The sequence below is a fragment of the Paenibacillus sp. J22R160 genome (assembly GCF_059692135.1).
Window position 1 is genome coordinate 94908 of record NZ_JCAUAU010000003.1, and the last position, 18081, is coordinate 112988.

General features: G+C 45.2%; 15 protein-coding genes. 5 read left to right on the forward strand and 10 right to left on the reverse strand.

Annotated features, from left to right (window positions below):
• The first annotated feature begins 253 nt into the window (after nt 1–253).
• The 3 genes from AC58UW_RS07565 (at nt 254) to AC58UW_RS07575 (ending at nt 3801) form a co-directional block, all read left to right on the forward strand.
• A complete protein-coding gene (locus AC58UW_RS07565; RefSeq protein WP_497420090.1) occupies nt 254–1909 on the forward strand; it encodes an extracellular solute-binding protein in 1656 nt (551 codons plus the stop codon).
• A 70-nt stretch (nt 1910–1979) separates the two neighbouring features.
• Entirely contained in the window at nt 1980–2909 is a 930-nt protein-coding gene (locus AC58UW_RS07570) for an ABC transporter permease (protein WP_497420091.1), read from the forward strand.
• A 16-nt stretch (nt 2910–2925) separates the two neighbouring features.
• Nucleotides 2926–3801 (forward strand): carbohydrate ABC transporter permease, encoded by an 876-nt coding sequence (locus AC58UW_RS07575; RefSeq protein ID WP_497420092.1) that lies wholly within the window; start codon nt 2926–2928, stop codon nt 3799–3801.
• Between the two features lie 61 nt (nt 3802–3862).
• Here the strand turns inward: AC58UW_RS07575 and AC58UW_RS07580 are convergent, their stop codons facing one another.
• Nucleotides 3863–5620 (reverse strand): glycoside hydrolase family 2 protein, encoded by a 1758-nt coding sequence (locus AC58UW_RS07580; RefSeq protein ID WP_497420093.1) that lies wholly within the window; start codon nt 5618–5620, stop codon nt 3863–3865.
• 176 nt (nt 5621–5796) lie between these two features.
• On the reverse strand, nt 5797–6075 hold the full coding sequence (locus AC58UW_RS07585) for a hypothetical protein (RefSeq protein ID WP_497420094.1): 279 nt from the start codon (nt 6073–6075) through the stop codon (nt 5797–5799).
• A gap of 160 nt (nt 6076–6235) precedes the next feature.
• Between AC58UW_RS07585 and AC58UW_RS07590 the strand changes: the two genes are divergently transcribed.
• Nucleotides 6236–7918: a DUF2339 domain-containing protein gene (locus AC58UW_RS07590; protein WP_497420095.1), complete on the forward strand. Its 1683-nt coding sequence runs from the start codon at nt 6236–6238 to the stop codon at nt 7916–7918.
• Between the two features lie 227 nt (nt 7919–8145).
• On the forward strand, nt 8146–8697 hold the full coding sequence (locus tag AC58UW_RS07595; protein ID WP_497420096.1) for a hypothetical protein: 552 nt from the start codon (nt 8146–8148) through the stop codon (nt 8695–8697).
• A 424-nt stretch (nt 8698–9121) separates the two neighbouring features.
• On the opposite strand, the gene AC58UW_RS07600 is transcribed toward AC58UW_RS07595, so the two are convergent.
• The 8 genes from AC58UW_RS07600 to phnX all read right to left on the reverse strand — a co-directional run bounded on the left by AC58UW_RS07600 (nt 9122) and on the right by phnX (nt 17911).
• Nucleotides 9122–9958, reverse strand: coding sequence for a DUF8832 domain-containing protein (locus AC58UW_RS07600; RefSeq protein ID WP_497420097.1), 837 nt, complete (start codon nt 9956–9958; stop codon nt 9122–9124).
• Complete coding sequence (locus AC58UW_RS07605) at nt 9955–10974, reverse strand: hypothetical protein (protein ID WP_497420098.1); 1020 nt, start codon at nt 10972–10974, stop codon at nt 9955–9957. The genes AC58UW_RS07600 and AC58UW_RS07605 overlap by 4 nt, the downstream gene beginning before the upstream one ends.
• A gap of 50 nt (nt 10975–11024) precedes the next feature.
• Entirely contained in the window at nt 11025–11840 is an 816-nt protein-coding gene (locus AC58UW_RS07610) for a DeoR/GlpR family DNA-binding transcription regulator (protein ID WP_497420099.1), read from the reverse strand.
• A 21-nt stretch (nt 11841–11861) separates the two neighbouring features.
• Nucleotides 11862–13583, reverse strand: a complete 1722-nt coding sequence (locus AC58UW_RS07615) for a putative 2-aminoethylphosphonate ABC transporter permease subunit (protein WP_497420100.1) — start codon at nt 13581–13583, stop codon at nt 11862–11864.
• A complete protein-coding gene (locus AC58UW_RS07620; RefSeq protein ID WP_497420101.1) occupies nt 13584–14621 on the reverse strand; it encodes a putative 2-aminoethylphosphonate ABC transporter ATP-binding protein in 1038 nt (345 codons plus the stop codon).
• Nucleotides 14622–14752: 131 nt separating this feature from the next.
• Nucleotides 14753–15856: a putative 2-aminoethylphosphonate ABC transporter substrate-binding protein gene (locus AC58UW_RS07625; RefSeq protein WP_497420102.1), complete on the reverse strand. Its 1104-nt coding sequence runs from the start codon at nt 15854–15856 to the stop codon at nt 14753–14755.
• A gap of 133 nt (nt 15857–15989) precedes the next feature.
• A complete protein-coding gene (phnW, locus tag AC58UW_RS07630) occupies nt 15990–17117 on the reverse strand; it encodes a 2-aminoethylphosphonate--pyruvate transaminase (protein ID WP_497420103.1) in 1128 nt (375 codons plus the stop codon).
• Nucleotides 17114–17911 (reverse strand): phosphonoacetaldehyde hydrolase, encoded by a 798-nt coding sequence (phnX, locus tag AC58UW_RS07635; protein ID WP_497420104.1) that lies wholly within the window; start codon nt 17909–17911, stop codon nt 17114–17116. The genes phnW and phnX overlap by 4 nt, the downstream gene beginning before the upstream one ends.
• Between the last annotated feature and the right edge of the window lie 170 nt (nt 17912–18081).

The following is an 18081-nucleotide window of genomic DNA, read 5'->3' on the forward strand; positions in this document are numbered from 1 at the left end:
GGCAGCCCATGGGCTGTCCACTCCTGTTTATAGGCCAAATTCGGTTATTTTGAAGACCCAATTGGATATTTTGTAGAGCATCTCTCAACAATTCAAGAAGCAATTGGATAATTTGCAGATGGTTGTTTTGTAAGCGTTATCATATAGTGAAGGTGTGACAGAGAGCACCTCAACAATTTGCGCAAAATGCCGTATCGTCTGCGATGCCAGTTGGTTCTGGCGAAAAACTCAGTAACTCTTAGGAGGTCAATCTATGCAAAAAAACAGAAAAAAAATGTTCACCGTTCTTGTCGCAACAACATTAATGGGAAGCTTGACAGTCGCTTGTTCGTCATCGAACACACCAACTTCGGAATCCAGCACAAGTCCGAAAGCGACTGCTGGAGCATCAACAGCACCTGCCGGTGCAGCAGTCACGTACCCGCTCAAATCAGACAAGACCCTGACGTACTGGGGCGAACTGCCTGGCAACGTGACAGGGGTTAAAGCGGCTCACGCAGATATTCCTTTTTTCCAGGATTGGCAGAAAAAGACCGGTGTTCCATTGAAGTTCCTTGCTCCTCCTACGAACCAAGGTCAGCAAGCATTGAACGTTTTGTTAGCATCAGGTGATCTTCCAGATATGATTGAGTTTGACTGGCAAGGGGCATTCCCCGGCGGTCCTGAAAAAGCGATCAAAGACGGCTACATTTTGAAATTGAATGATACGATTGATAAGTTTGCACCTAACTTGAAGAAATATCTCAAAGAGCATCCTGAAATCGATAAACAAGTAAAAACTGATAACGGCAGCTACTATTCCTTCCCTTTCATTCGCGGCGATGATTACTTGCGTGTCTATCAAGGTCCGATTATCCGCAAAGACTGGCTGGATGAACTAGGCCTGCCGATTCCTGAAACGATTGACGATTGGTATACGACACTTAAAGCATTTAAAGAGAAAAAAGGCGCTACAGCTGCATTCTCCGTCGTCAGTGTGCCTAGACCTTTCAATGAATTAGGAAACGGCGCTTTCGCAGGTGCTTATGGCGTGACGCGTGATTTCTATAACGACAACGGCACGATTAAATTTGGTCCAGCTGAAAAAGGCTACAAAGATTTCCTTGCTACCCTGCACAAATGGTATGAAGAAGGTCTGATTGATAAAAACTTTGCAACAGCGGACGGCAAAGCTTTGGATGCCAATATGGCCTCCGGCGCAACAGGGGTTACGGTAAATAATGCAGGCGGCGGTATCGGTAAATGGCAGCCGCTCATTACAGCGAAAGATCCGAAGGGCGTGCTCGTTGCAGCGCCATATCCGGTGCTCAAAAAAGGCGATATCGCGATGTACGGCCAGAAAGACCCGTCCTTCTCGCCAGGCGGTATGGTTGCGATCACAGCCTCTTCCAAAAATATTGAGACTGCAGCAAAGCTTCTTGACTATGGTTACTCCGAAGAAGGTCATAATTACTTCAACTTCGGCAGCGAAGGCGTTTCCTACAAAATGGAAAATGGCTATCCGAAATATACCGATCTTGTTATGAAAAATCCGGATAAATTAGCACCGGCACAAGCGCTGTCCCTGTATGTACGCGGTAACTACAATGGTCCATTCGTTCAAGATAAACGCTACATTGAGCAGTATTTGGCTCTGCAAACGCAACGTGATGCCGTTACAACTTGGCAAAAAACAGACGTAGACAAACATAAATTGCCGCCAATCACGGCTACACCGGAAGAAAGCACAGAGCTGGCCAAAATCATGACTGACCTCAACACGTTGGTCGATGAAATGACGCTTAAAATTATTTTGGGCACTGAGCCTGTTGATTCCTTTGAGAAATATCAAGAGAAATTCAAGTCTGTGAAGCTGAGCCGCGCGCTTGAAATCAAGAAAGCATCCTTGGATCGTTTCAACAAAAGATAGATAACAGGCCAGGGGGAGGGCAAACGCCCTCCCTGCTTTACTAGAAACTCACGGCGAAAGGAGAGATTTCATGCGCAAAACAGGGCAAGCAACGTTCCAAGTACGCTTCAAGCGCGATTTTTTGCTCAACAAATATTTGTACCTGATGATGGTTCCCGTGCTGGTCTACTACATTGTGTTCCATTATGCGCCGATGTATGGAGCTCTGATTGCGTTCAAGGAGTATACCCCGATTAAAGGGATTTTGGGCAGCGCATGGGTCGGCTTCCAGCACTTCAATGACTTCTTCAGTTCCTATTATTTCTGGCGAATTCTCAAAAACACCGTTATTATCTCGCTTTACTCCCTATGCTTTGAGTTTCCTGCTCCTATTATTTTGGCCATTCTGATCAATGAGTTGACGAATAAAAGATTCCAGCGTTTCGTACAAACGGTTACGTACATGCCTTATTTCATCTCCCTCATCGTTATTGCCGGGATGATCAAGGATTTTACGAATAATGGCGGGCTCATTAATAACTTTCTGACTCATTTTGGCTTCAGCGACACGGCCATGCTGCAGAAGCCTGAGATGTTCCGGACGATCTATATTTTATCGGAAATATGGCAGAAAATTGGGTGGGAGTCTATCATTTATTTAGCGGCACTCATGGGAATTGATCAGGAGCAGTATGAAGCGGCGAAAATAGACGGGGCCAACCGATTAAAGCAAATCTGGCATATTACCCTCCCGGGTATTCTACCGACGATTGCGATCATGTTCATTCTGCGAATGGGGAATCTGCTGAACGTTGGTTTCGAGAAAATTATTTTGCTGTATAACCCCAGTACGTACGATACGGCTGATGTGATTTCCTCCTTCGTTTATCGAAAAGGATTAATCGAATTCGGTTGGAGTTATAGCTCCGCCGTCGGTTTGTTCAATTCCGTCATCAATCTGGCCTTGCTCATTGCAGCAAATAAAATCAGTAAAAAAATAAGTCAAAGCAGCTTATGGTGAGAAAGGAGGGACTGAAGTGAAAACCAGCTACTCAGACAAAGTGTTTACTACGATCATCCATATTGTATTGCTTTTGCTCGTTGTCGTTACGTTGTATCCACTTCTCTACGTCACCTTCGCTTCCATCAGCGATGCCGGGCAGTTGATCACCCACAAAGGGTTTTTGTTCAAGCCATTAGGCTTCAGTATTGAAGCTTACAAAAGCGTTTTTAAGAACCCTGCCATTCTCAAAGGTTACCAAAACACGATCTTCATCCTTATATTCGGTGTCACAACCAACTTGATCGTCACATCCTTAGGAGCTTATGTCCTATCGCGTAAAAATGTCATGTGGAACAATGTATTTATCTTCGTTGTTGTCGTAACGATGTTTTTCAGCGGGGGCCTCATCCCGCTTTACTTGGTGGTCAAAGGTGTAGGCTTGATCGACTCCTTGTGGGCTACGATTCTACCTTTTGCCGTTAACACCTTCAATTTGATCATCATGCGTACTGCCTTCATGGCCGTACCTGAAAGCCTTGAGGAATCTGCGAAAATGGACGGGGCCAATCATTTCGTCATCCTGTTCCGCATTATCATCCCGCTCTCCATGCCGGTTATTGCTGTTATGATTCTCTATTATGCCGTTGAGAAATGGAATGGTTGGTTCTATGCTTCCATCTTCCTGAAGGATCGAGATCTGTACCCGCTTCAGCTCACCTTAAGAGAAATTCTAATTTCGAATAACACCGACTCCATGTCAACCGGTGCCAATGCAGCCGATCAATTTCAAATTGGGGAAACGATCAAATATGCAACGATCATGGTAGCTTCCGTGCCCATTCTTATTTTATATCCATTCGTGCAAAAGTATTTCGTCAAAGGCGTCATGATTGGCGCTGTTAAAGGGTAAATTCACATCGAGGAAGCCGAAGAATAAGAAAAAGCCGGGGCATCTAACTGCCCCGACTTCTTTATTTACGGTCATTGATCGCTTTAATCAGTTCAACCGGAATTTTCGGTTTCCGATCATACGTAAGCAAGCCATTAATTTCCTGTTCCACATCCGTTAACTGCGTATAGCAATATCCTTGAACAACACCCGAGTTCAGTAGTGGACGAATGACGGCACGCAGCTTCTGCTCGTACTCTTCATCGTTATCCGCACCTGAGTAACCCCAGCCCTCCCAATCGCTCTTCTTGTAAGCTATCCCGCCAAACTCAGTGACAAGAATCGGCTGATTTTCATAGGGGAAACTTTCGACAAACAAGCGGCGATTAGCCGGCATCGCGTGAACGGCCTTCTCTTTGGAGCTGTAACGCTCTGTCAAAACCTCTTCGCGCCATTCATAATCGTGAATCGAGAATAAATCCGTTTTCACCAGTTCCCAACCGTCATTCGAAATAACTGGACGCATCGGATCAAGCGATTTGGTCAAATGATACATGGTCAGCGCATGCTGCTGCTGCCTTTTATCAATTTGGATATTGGGAACTCCCCAGCTTTCATTCAGAGGAACCCATGCAATGATGGAAGGATGGTTATAATCGCGATCGACAGACGCTTGCCACTCTTTGGTAAACCGTTCTACATACTTTTCCGTATATTCGTAGGCATTTGCCGCCTCACTCCAGACGACAAGCCCGAGCTGATCGCACCAGTACAGATATCTAGGGTCTTCCAGCTTCTGATGCTTACGGGCGCCGTTAAAGCCCATCGCTTTCGTCAGCTCCACATCCTGTTTAATCGCCTCATCACTTGGCGGCGTCAAGTTCCCATCTGGGAAATAACCTTGATCCAGCACCATTTTCAGAAAATAAGGACGGTTGTTCAGACAAAGCTTGCCGTTCTCGATCGAAACTTTACGCATGCCGAAATAGCTCGTCACTTGATCAACAGCTTGTTCATCAACTAGCAGGGTGAAGGTGACATCGTACAAATTCGGATGTTCAGGCGTCCACCAGCCGCCAAGTCCATGATCATTAAAGTCTTTCAGCCGAACCGTTCTTGTCCCAACGCTGTCTTTCAACAAATAGGTGTCCTCAGAAACAAGCTTGCCCTTAAAGGAAATTTCGACCTTCATCTGCTGCTTCTCATGCACTTTGGAGGCTTCGATGAAAAATTGTAATTCCACCTGCTTTTTATCAATGTCTGGCGTAATTTTCACTTTATTTAAATAAGCATCGGCGCTTACCGCTTCGATCCAAACCGTTTGCCAGATACCAGTGGTTCGTGTATAGAAAATGCTTGCTGAGTCCGAGAGCCAATACTGCTTGCCTCTAGGCAGCGTCACGTCCTTGCTGTAATCAATGGCTTTGACAACTAATGTATTCGTGCCTTCCTGAAGAGCATCGGTAATGTCCGCGTGAAATGGCGTATGTCCGCCTTCATGCGTCACAACCAAAGTGCCGTTAACCCAAACGGATGCATCGTAATCAACGGCCCCAAAGTGAAGCAAAATCCGCTTATTGGCAAAGGAATCCGGAATCACCAATTCCCTGCGGTACCATACAACATCATGAAACTCATTGTTGCCAATGCCGCTTAGCTTACTCTGAAAAGCGAAGGGGACTTGAATCGTTTTGGATAACGCTTTGTTCCCTAAATGCCACTTCTCTTTGCTGCCTATGCGGTCATCATCAAATTCAAATCCCCATTCGCCATTCAGGTTCATCCAACTGTCTCGTACAAATTGTGGCCTTGGGTAATCTGCTCGGGGTTGATTCGTCATGGGTAACGCTACCTCCATAAAGTTAATTTATAAGTTAATTAAATAAGCCGAATATAACTAAGACTATTATCATCCTAAAGCTCATTTCCTGTCAATACATGTTATTCAATTAACTTATTGGTTACGATAAATAAAAAAAGGACGACACAGGAGAAATCCCCGCATCGTCTATTTCATTAATCCATGTACCCGGCTAAGCCATGTTTCATCAAATACGCCATTTCCGCTTCCAAAATGGTATCAACCGCCAGCTCCGTCAATTTCACATCCGGCTTGCTCAGAATATGATCGATCAAATCGTCGCTGTCGATGTCCACTTCCCCTTTGGCATTTTCCTCGGCTTTGAGAATATACGCTTTCTCATATTTCAGTACGAGCTGAATTTGCATTGCATCTGCTTTCGATTTTTCTACGATAAATTGGATAAGCTCTTGTTCGTTTAATTCCTTACTCATGATGGTTCATCTCCTAATATCCTAATCTTGTTTATGACTATTGTAGCATAGTTGTCCCGCTTTTATTTTTCTCTATCTGCCTACACGTCTTGTCAGGCCCATGTTAACATAGAATGAGATGGAAAAACATACCTAAACCATCACAACAAAGGGGGCTATAATGGATCTAGAAATGCGAGTAGCCGCATTAGAAAAGAAAGTCAAAGAACTCGAGCTGTTGCTGGATCATGCGCTCGACCGAAAAAATGCCTCAGCATCTGAACGCTCAGGCACGCCAACCCCAGTAGCTGTGCATAGCCAGCCATCTCCACAGCCTACCCTCCAGCAGGAAATATTTGTTCCTGGCCTAGAGCCCGCTCCCCCAAGAGATTGGGAGCATTTGATCGCCCGAGTCTGGCTGCCGCGTATATTCATCATCGTCTTCCTGCTTGGCGTTCTCTGGGGGTTTACAGCAGCCGTGAGTGCCGGCTTCATTACCGAACCAGTGCGCTGCCTACTCGGAGTTGCCGCAGCAGGTCTTATGTATTGGCAAGGGGAAGCGCAAATCCACCGCAAACGCATAGCATTAGGGCAAGTGCTGCTAGGCGGAGCGAGCGGGGTGCTGATCTTATCGCTTTTCGCAGCTCATATGCTGTTCGAATTGATCCCCTCCTGGCTTGCTTTCGTCCTTTACATTCTTTCTATAGCTGCTAGTGTATTTACAGCAATTCGCCACCGTTCACAAGCCCTCATGATTATTACCCTGCTTGCAGGTTACCTCGTTCCGTTCATGGTCGACTCGGCGCATCCGAATATGTGGTTTTTTGCTGGATATGAAGGCCTCTTTTCCATGGCTATGATACTGTTATCCTTGCGCTACGCCTTCCGAGGCGCTTATTTCACCGCAATTGGCGTGCTTCATCTGCCTCTGCTCATTTCAACCTTGCTCAGCCATACGGCGAGTGACAAACCTGCCGTGCTCACCGTTATCATCGTGCAGCATCTGCTCCTCTTCGGCATTGCGCTTATGCGCTCGCAAGACAGTCGAATTGGACAGCGCATTACGCTGTTCTTAAGCTTTGGACTCGTTGCAGCCTGGACCTACGGTTTGTATGGCACTACAGACAGTGATAGGCTCATCAATGAGTGGATGCTGGCCATATGGTCGCTTTTGTACGTTGGTACTTCCTACTGGCTATCCAGGCAAAAGAGGACCTTCTCCGCGCAGCTTTCAATTGCAACGTTCAGTATCTTCTTATGGCTGATTTTCGTCCTGCATGCCGACCAAGCTGGATCAGCGCTATTAGTTGAAGGCGGCATCGCTCTCTTCTTGGGTGTCCGCTTCCAAAGCAGACTGCAACAAATCAGCGGAGCCCTTACCTATTTCATCGGTATGCTGTTCGTTCTCGCCCATCCGATTCATGATATAGGATCACATGAAACTTTCGCTTGGCTTGTGCTTGTGGCTACCATTGGCGGCCTCTATGCGTTCTTTCGCACTTCTGCCCGAGATGGCCTTGTACCGCCGCGAATCTCTCTGCTTTTACTTTGGATGGGATTCATTCTGCTCCTCATCTTCGTCTCTCAATTAACCAATGCCTTAACGAAAGGCCTCGATAGTGATTACCAACATCTCGTTCTCTCCGGTGTTTGGGCGATCTATGCGGTGCTCCTCATTGTCGCGGGACTGTTTGTCCGAAGAGCCAAGGCCAATCTAATCGGTATCCTGTTCCTGTTCGTAACCCTGCTCAAAATTATTTTCATTGATTTACCTGATGTGTCTACCGCCGTTCGGGCGATCCTGTTTATCGGGCTTGGAGCCATTGGCGTTGGGATTTCCAGGTTGTTTTATAAGCGTAAATAAGTACGCGATCATCGGCTAAAACGAAAAGCCTTCAACTCCACTTATCTTGTGGATGCGAAGGTTTTTTTCACATTCTCAGGGACAGAATAGAATGTGAACTTTCCTTGAATTCGTTGCATTACGTCTAAAAATAGCGTATATTCTAAACTTGCAATAAAATAATTTAAATATTATATGTATTTATTTACAAATAAATACATTCATACAAATGAAGAGGTGTATCACAAATGACTTTGAAACAAACAGCCGCAGGCGTTGTCCTGCTTACGATGATGGTTACAGGAGCAGCTTGCTCCTCCGAACCGAAAAATACAGCGACTAGCCCGTCTCCGAGCGCAAGCGCAGCAGCTTCACCGCAAGCAACAGCTGAAACGCAGGATGCGATCAACATGAAAGGCTACATCGGTGCTAGAATCGCTCAAGAGAAAGTGGGCTTCCTATTCGGCGAAGCAAAATCCAAAGATGACAAGTTCATTCTTAACCCTATCGCAGCAGATAGCAAAGAGAAAGCCGTGAAGTTCCTTTCCAGTTATTTTGATGCCGCTATGGCAGATAAATTGGTTGCTCACTATTTGACGGAACAGAAGGCAGACGGAGCTATTGTAACTAACCCAACTTCATTCTTCCCGACGAACCTGCTCGACACAACCAAAGCGGACGTCACATTTGACAAGGCAAATACAGCCGATCAAGTCAAATTCACGACAAAAGATGGCGCTACTTATACAACAAAAAAAGTAAACGGCAAATTCGTTATCTCCGACGTAGCGAAAAAATAAACACTTACTCAAAAGACAGGCGAATCTTAGATTCGATCTGTCTTTTTGCTCTAAAGCTTATCCAAAGGGAACTTGAGTCCTTTATTTGAAGAAACATGGGCTGTTTCCCAGCTGAGCGGAACTACAGGGCCCTATTCAGTCACCATACCCCGTTTTTCAGATAATATCGGCAAAATAGCGGAACGCAGTTCCCCCTATAAGCGGAATATGTGCCTTTTCAGAGAGATAGCGGACTGTAGTTCCCTCCGTATAATATACCTATGCCACATAAAAAAAGAGACCCACAGCAACGGGCTGCGGGTCTTAAGATATATATATTTTAAAGGGGGTCGAGTTCTATTATAAGCCTGTTTCATTAACGCTAGATGAATAACATATTTCTTTTTGATTACAAAATTCAGATGACATTGTAAATGCAAAGCTCTTATGGCACTTTTATGGTAAAAGGTACGATAAATACTTCATTCTGATGCTGAAATTGCCCCCAAATTTTATAGATACCGCTTTTGGGGAAAATAATTGTGAAAGGCGCTTCAGGTCCTGAACCCTTCTGCTCATTCGGGTGGACATGAACATACTCCTTCGCATCGGCGCTGATCGCAACCACATGCCCCAAGCTGCCCAAATATGGCTGCAGATCGGTAATCGGCTGTTTCGTTTGGGCATCCTTGATCGTGAAGATCATATCCAGCCCCATACCCGCCATGAGATGGTCGAAAGCAAGCGTCACTTCCTTGCGGCCTACCACTTTCGTCAGCGAGGTATCCGGTTGCAGCACCGTCTGCTTCGGATCATTACGGTTACCGTTAATTGTGACCCAGTGGGTTTGCACCGTCTCTCCGCTCCCCTGTGGGGTGAAATCAGCAATCAGCTGATAATAGCCGCCGGTAGGGAACTTCGTCTTGACTGTAAATTGCCCTTTACCGACATGCTCAGGATGAAGATGATCAAAATAAGACAGATCCTTACTCACCACGATCAAATGCATCAGCTTCTCATGCATGAGGTCAAAATTATCAATGGGTTTATTCCATTTATCTTGAATAAGTATGGTGATCGTCGCCTCTTCACCCGGCATATAACGATCCATGGCAACCGAGAAATGCGCAATGGCATCATTGCTGTGGGCATGTGTCGGCATGGCTCCCATCGTTCCTGTCATTTGCATGCCTGACATATCAATGGTCGTGTTTTGATTCCCGCAAGCAGCTAAGAGAAAGAGAATAGCCAAGCCCACAAGAAGAATGACTAGCTTTTTCATTGATTTCTTCCAGTCGTGATTGGGGCTGTCAGCATGCTTAATCCCGTCGAACAGAGTCCGCAAATAAATATCGTGCCGCCCCAAAGCTCAGGAGACCAATCTAACGTGTGAAACAAGCGCAAATCCGCAAAATATAGGCCCCAGATGAGAATTGGCAGCAGGAAGAAAACGCCGCGATACTGCCACGCGCTGGCTTCTTTTTCTTTGATTGATTTTAAAAGCAAATCCCCGATTATCCCGCTAATGAGCAGAATCACGATCGAACCATAGTGTGAAAAACCATCCAGCACCGCCATCAATATCGCCTCAAAAACAAAGAAATAGGTCACCGTGCCGAAAGGCAGCTTCCACCTTCTGAGTACGAGCATAATCGGCAAAACGAGCAGCATCGTTGTAACCAGGAAATCCACAACAGCTTTAGCAACTGCATCTTCTTCCCTAGCCATCCATAAATTCTGGCGAAACGACCATGCATACATGAGAAAAAAAGCCATCACGGCAAAGGTTAGAGCCACGGAAGTCAGAGCAGGCAGCAACCGGCGAAAGCTCGGAGAAACGTCCTTCTCCCCATAGCTCATCGCGCGGTACGGGCTGGTCAGAATCATCAGTGCTCCAGTCAATAAGATCAGATGTGTCGGGCTTAGGAGAGCCTCAATATTTTTCTCAATGCCAAATATCGTATGCCAAAGCATATCGCCAATGCCGCCGATGAAAAAGATGATTACACCAGCGACACCGAGCCTATATCCCGTCGGAATGGACGCTGCCCAAGTGGCATGACGGGCTCTTGTTTTGTTCTGATAAGTAATGATAAGAATCCAAATCGCACAGGCTAGATATCCGGAGTACAAAATAGCATGCCATGGTGTAAAAAAGGTCTCAACCGCTCCGTGGTTATGAGCAAAGCCATCGATAAACAAGCCAACAATCAGCCACATCCCCATCACCATCGTGATGGCATGCTTCAAAATGCCAATGTTACCCGCGGGCTGCATCACTTTCAGTTGTACCGACAAACTAATCAGCTCCCAACATTTGTCATGATTACCGTTCTATCATAACACAGCTAATCGTTTGATGAGACCCATACAACACCTTTTTTCTCCAATTCGTTTGACCATTCCTTTGGGGCAGCCACATCGCTGACAATGATATCGATCTCTCTTAAATCTGCAATTTTGTAGAATTGTACCAGACCAAACTTGGAGTGGTCACACAGCACGATGCTTTGCTTGGCATATTTCATCATTTGCTGAGTCAATTGACCTTTACTTTCCTCGAAGCCAGTGATCCCTTTGTCCAGCATCATGCCGTCCACGGATAAGAACGCTTTATCCGCATTGAAATTTTCCACCATCTTCTCAGCGAGTAGACCTGAGACCCTGGAATGCAAGGCATTTACCTTACCGCCAATGAGAAAGATGTCACCGGTGAATAATCCTTTGTTTTTGTAATCAATTAACAAGTACAGAGCTGGTATGGAAATCGTAAGAACCGTCAGGTTTTTCTTGTTAAGTAAATAATCAATGATATGCAGGGTCGTAGTTCCGTCATCGATGAAAATAACGTCATTATCCTCCACGAGTGTGGCAGCTGCACGGCCGATTTTACGCTTCTCATCCGCGTACAGAACTTCCCTTTTCAGGTGGGACGGCTCATCTCGGGACAAATTAATTTTGACCGCGCCGCCATATACCCGTTTCAGCTTATTTTCATCTTCCAGCTCTTCCAAATAACGACGAATCGTCTCGGAAGAAACATCCAGTGCCTCGACTAATTCATTCGTCTTTACTTTGCCATCCAAATTCAACTGATTGAGAATATAATTCTTTCGCTCTTCACCAATCAAAAGACATAAGGTTAGACCCTCCAATTTATGCATCACTCATTGCATGATGGGGCTTTACTTCGGCATTTGCCAAGCAGCCGTTCGATTTTTCACCTTTTTCAAAATGAACTCGTAAGACAAACGAACGATAATATTCGTTCCTACGATCAGGGTTGACATCGCTGCAGCGGCAGCTACGTCGCCTGCATCTTCCATATTCACTAAAGCGACAGCCGCAAGATTCATATCAGCAGCCCGGAGGAACACGACGGCAGATACCGTAACCATGGAGTTAACGAAAAAGTACATGGCAATTTCAATAATTGCCGGGAGAGACATTGGAACTGTTACTCGCAAAAATGTTTTGTAGAAAGGGACACGCATAGACTCCGAAACGAGTTCGAACTCTTTGTCCAGCTTTTTCAGCGCAGTCGTCGCCGTAATGAAGGGAACTGCATAGAAATGCGTAATGTTCGCAAGCACGATGATCGCCATTGTGCCATAAATCCAATTCAGCGGATTGCTCGGATCATTAAAGAAGAAAATGTAAGCAAGTCCAATAACCATACCTGGAAGCGCAAGCGGTAAAATAGATAAGAAATAACCAACTTGCCGCATTCCTTTCATCGATCTCGTCTTTTCAATTAAATAAGCGAAAATAAAGGTCATGATTGTGCCCACTACGGCCGTGATGAGTGAAACTTTAAGCGAATTCCAAAACGGCTCCAAACCTGATCCGGCAACACTAGAAAAATCATAATGCTTGAAGCTTAAGCTGATATTGTACGGCCACACCTTCACTAATGAAGCAAAAACAATCGTGAATAACGGAACCAGAATTGCAATCGAGACGATGATACAAAATGCACGGTAGAATCTGTCTCGCGACTTTCCTTCAGGCACCCGATATGGTGTTGATTTGGAAGAAAGCAGCGAACGCTGTTTGCGCTCTACGAATCGATCCACAGCAAAAGCTATGATTGCCGGGATCGTGAGCAAGATCCCCACCGTCGCACCCATGGATAAATTTTGCTGCCCGATAACTTGCTTGTAAATATCCGTGGCAAGCACGTTAAACTTCCCGCCGATAGCCTGCGGAGCTCCGAAATCCGTGAAGCTAGCTGTAAAGCAGACGAAAATCGCGCTAATGAGACCATACTTAACGGATGGCAAAGTTACTGTGAAAAAGGTTTTCCATTTATTCGCGCCCAGCGATTCTGCGGCCTCATACAGTCGCTGATCGGTCATTGACAAAGCTGTGATAAAAATCAGAAAAGCTTGAGGAAATAAGTAAATCACCTCGGAGATGACGATCCCAACGGGTCCATAAATCGGTATCCTCAGACCAGGCAGAAGTCCGAAAAAACCGTGTGTAACCATCCCTTGATTCCCAAACAAGTAAGTAAGTGCAATACCATGCATCATTGTCGGTTGAAAAAGCGGCAATAACGCTACGTAGCGAAAATAACTTTTGCCGCGAATAGCCGTACGGCTTATTCCATAGGCATAGGCGAAAGCGAGAACAACGGCAAGTACCGTGGATAGGACCGAAATCCAAATCGTGTTCGTTAACGATTGAAGTAAGGAAGGGGTAGAGAAATACTGGACAAAGTTCGCGAGTCCAATATACTCCGCATTCTTATTCAGCAAAGCCTTGCTAAATAAAAGAATTAACGGAATGAGAGTGCTTGTTGTTAAAGTGAGCACGAGCACGACAATCAACACATTTTGTAAGGTCAAAAAATCTCTAAGGTGACGGCGGATCGGCGGATTCATGCTGACGATTCCCTTATTCATTTAAGCACCTACCATAGATTCAGCTGGGAATGTGATCATTTTTTCCTGCGGGAATTCAACAGATACTTCGGCATGTTTGACAAGCCTCAGTTGGTGTGTAGCTTGCGAAGACACATCCACCGTAAGCAATACATTCTGGTAACCGCTGCCGACTGCCGGCTGAAGCGTCACTCTGTAGAAAGCTCCTCTGAACTCAACATGCTTAACAACCGCCTTCATTCCTTTGCTTGAACCAGGAGCTGATAGGCGAATATGTTCAGGACGAATGGCAAGACTTCTACGCGGCGAGTGCCCTGCTTGGTCCCCATTTTCCAAGAAATTAATCGATCCGATAAAATCGGCGACAAAAGCCGAATTCGGCTCTTCATAGACTTGTTCCGGTGTTCCCATTTGCACAACCTCGGAGTTTTTCATCACCACAATGCGATCTGCCATCGTGAGTGCTTCCTCTTGGTCATGCGTAACCATTACGGTCGTAATGCCAAGCTTGTCCTGCAATTCGCAAATTTGCTCCCGAAGTTTCACCCGAACCTTGGCGTCAAGCGCCGAAAGCGGCTCATCCAGCAGCAAGAAATCTGGAGACAATACAATAGCGCGAGCCAATGCCACACGCTGCTGCTGCCCGCCGGACATTTGCGCTGGGTAGCGATCTTGTAGGTGCAGCAGATCAACTAAGTTCAAGACTTCCCTTACCTTCTCGTCAATCTCTTTCTTCTTAAATTTCTTGCCCTGTAAGCCATAAGCTACATTCTGATAAGCAGTCAGATTGGGAAAAAGCGCATAGGACTGAAACACCATCCCGAAATTTCTTTTGGCTGGCGGCAGGGAGGTAATATCTTTCCCGTCAACCGTGATCCGACCTTGTGTCGGTTTTTCTAATCCCGCAATGATGCGAAGTAATGTCGTTTTACCGCAACCGCTTGGGCCTAACAAACAAATGAACTCATTTTTCTGAATATCAATATGAATATTATTTAAAGCGCTGAAAGATCCAAATGTTTTGTTTACCCCTTGAATGGACAAGTAAGCTTGTGTCATGCTCAAGCAGCCCCCTTAGTCTTATTAGCTTTAGTATAAGTGTGATATGTTATCGCTTTGTAAAAAGGTGATAGAAAAAAGGCTGCTGCAAGCATGGTTCGCAGTCAGCCTTTTTCTCGGTTTGTTGTTTATTATTTGGGTTCGCTTTTCGCGTTGAAACGCTTGTCCCACTCAGCTAGAACACTGTCACGTTTTTTCGCAGCATCGTTCAAATCGTTTTTGATAAGTTGTTTAACTGGATCTACGCTGTAACCATCAGGGATTTTGGCAGAGTCTGTTTTAATCGCTAGGATTGCGTAGTTTTTGTTGTATTCTTTCATAACATCGTCGGTAATAGCCCAATCCAAGAAGTCTTTAGCCACTTGTTTCACGACTTTTTTCTTCATCAGAGCATTAGCTTCTACGTCCCAGCCAGAGCCTTCTTTCGGGAATACAACTTCAACCGGAGAACCATTTTTCTTCTCTTGAATACCGCGGTAACCAAAGGAAATACCAATTGGATATTCGCCAGTACCAGCTAATTTAGCAGGTTTGGAACCGGAGTGAACATACATTGCAATGTTGTTATGCAATTTGTTCATATAATCCCATGCCGCGTCATTGCCTTTCAGTTGAACCAATCCGGAAACCGTCAAGAAACCAGTACCTGAAGATGAAGGATTCGGCATTGTGATAAGCCCTTTATATTCCGGCTTCGCTAGATCCTCGTATGACTGAGGAATTGCCAGCTTGCGCTTCTCCATCTCTACTTTGTTAACGATGAACGCTGTTTCCCATGCATCGATACCAACCCAATGCGTTACAGCATTTTTATCTTTAAAATCAGGAAGAATACGTTCTACGCCTTTGGGTGCGTAAGGCTCTAACATGCTGTTCTGGTCAAGAACGAGCAAGCTTGTTGCCGCTAAGCCCCATACAACGTCTGCTTGTGTATTATCTTTCTCAGCAAGCAATTTAGCTGTTACGATCCCCGTGGAATCACGCACAATGTTTACTTTTACATCTGGATATTTCGCTTTGAATGTCGTGAGGTAAGTTTTGATTTGGTCATCTTCCAAAGCCGTGTAAACCGTTAGATCTTTGCTTTTTGTATCTACTGTAACCTCTGCACTTGCTGAAGAAGCTGGAGTTGTACTTGGTTTCGCTACATCTGTACCTGCCGTTTTCCCACCGCAAGCCCCTAACATAAAAGCAACTGTCAACAACGCTACTGCACTTCCTAATGATTTCTTCATCTACTTACTCCCACCTTCATTCAAATTATCGGTTTGTATTTCTTTCACCTGATAAATATTAGTATAAATTAGAAATGTAAAATCAGTATTAAATACACGTAAAATATTTGTATTTTATTTTTATTCGTTGTTTTTAAGTTGTTTTCCAAAATAACTGTTTTTCAATACCTTGTAGCAGACGTTCAATGTCAGGGAGATGAATATCGCCAATGTTACCAATTCGGAACGTAGCCGCGGCTGTTATTTTACCTGGGTAGATAACAAAGCCCTCTTCTTTAATACGTGCATAGAACTCATCAAAGGAAAACACAGATGAATCCGGGTACAAGAAGGAAGTAATGATCGGCGACTGCAGCTCAGTTGGAAGTAAAGGTTGTAACCCCATTTGCTGCATGCCAGCAACTAACGTTTGTTGATTACGAGTGAACCTTTCGAATCTACGTGCAACGCCGCCCTCTTCCTCCAACTCTTGAAGTGCTTGATCAAAAGCACGAACTGTATGCGTTGGTGAAGTATAGCGCCATTTGCCGTTCCCTTGCTCCATAGTCTCCCACTGATCGTAGAGATCTAACGACAAGGAACGTCTAATTCCTTTGCATTTGAATAAAGATTCTTTACGCGCAATGATAAAACCAAAACCCGGTACGCCTTGAATGCATTTATTGGCACTGCTAATTAAATAATCGATATCTAACTCCGCTATATCAATCGGAATACCGCCAAAAGAGCTCATCGCGTCGACAATCAGTGTTTTGCCGTATTGCTTAGCAATGCGAGCAACATCAGCGATCGGATTCATCATTCCCGTCGTTGTTTCAACATGAACGACCGCCACATGCGTGATCGACGAGTCCACCTTCAACACTTCTTCTAGCTGCTTAACATTAACCGGCATCGTTTCCCCCGCATCCAGGACGATCGAGTAAATACCGAGGACATCCGCTATTTGGGCAATTCTTTTGCCATAAGCTCCGTTGGCTAAAACAAGCAGCTTACCGTCTTTAGGAATAACGGATCCAATGACCGATTCAACACTGAACGTTCCGCTTCCCTGCATTAGCACGGTTGTGTAGTCATCCGGCTTGCTGGATGCCATCGTCACTAGTCGGCTGCGAATGGACTGCACGAGTTGATTATAGTCTTGATCCCATGTGCACCAGTCACGAAGCATGGCTGCCTTTACTTTTTTACTAGTCGATAACGGGCCTGGTGTTAGCAATAGATAAGGATTATCTGGTAATTCATTCATCTTTGTTGTCATGGACGTTCACCTCTTTGAAGTTTTTGATTGATAACAGGAATAAGCTGATCAAGCTCACCAATTGTTTGGATGACATAATGAGCGCCTTCTTCATGAAACTTAGCTGTGACAGCTTCCATGCGCGCCTTTAGAACTTCAGGATCACAAGCTCCCACTTCCGCTTCGCTCATACCTAGTTCGCTGCTTCCTAGTACCACACCAATTGTCCAAGTACCGGCGTTGACGCCTTCCCTTATATCACTTACCGTATCTCCGACTTTCATTACGTTATACATGGGATAAACGTTCAGAGCAGCGGCGTTCTCGTAAATCATCCAAGGAAACGGACGTCCTGCCGGCACATCATTTGGCGTAACCAAGTAGTCCGGAGCATAACCTCGCTTCTTCGCTTGAGCGGTGACAATCGCCATCATCTCAGCTGTGTAGCCTGTTGTGGAACCGATCCGAATGCCGCTTTGACGCAGGCGATCCACGAGTGCAAGGGCTCCTGGGACCGGTTCAGCGTATTCGTGGACGACGGCCAGCATCATCGGTTCAAAATCTGCATATAAGGAGTCAACATCCGTTTCCTGCGGCAATTGACCATAGCGCTCGCGCCACAAGCCGGCGACACGCTCCATTTTTAAGATTTCGCTAATATGATCGCGTTTGAGAAGTCCCATTGGCGCTCTCGCTTCTGATAAGGTAATAGCAATCTCTCTTTTTCGGAAGACTTCCATAAAAACGTTAAGAGGAGCAAAGCATCCATAGTCCACCATTGTCCCCGCCCAATCAAAAACAACTGCTTGTATCATTGAAATCCTCCTGTATGACTCATTTAAATTGTTTATTCCAGCACCATTTAGTTGGTTTTGGTTGCGTCTATAGATACATAATAACCTGCATTTGTAATCCCAGCGTTAAACGCGTGTAAAATTTGTGTTTTTAATTTGATTTGTTTTGTTTTCGTTGCCCCCTTTACATA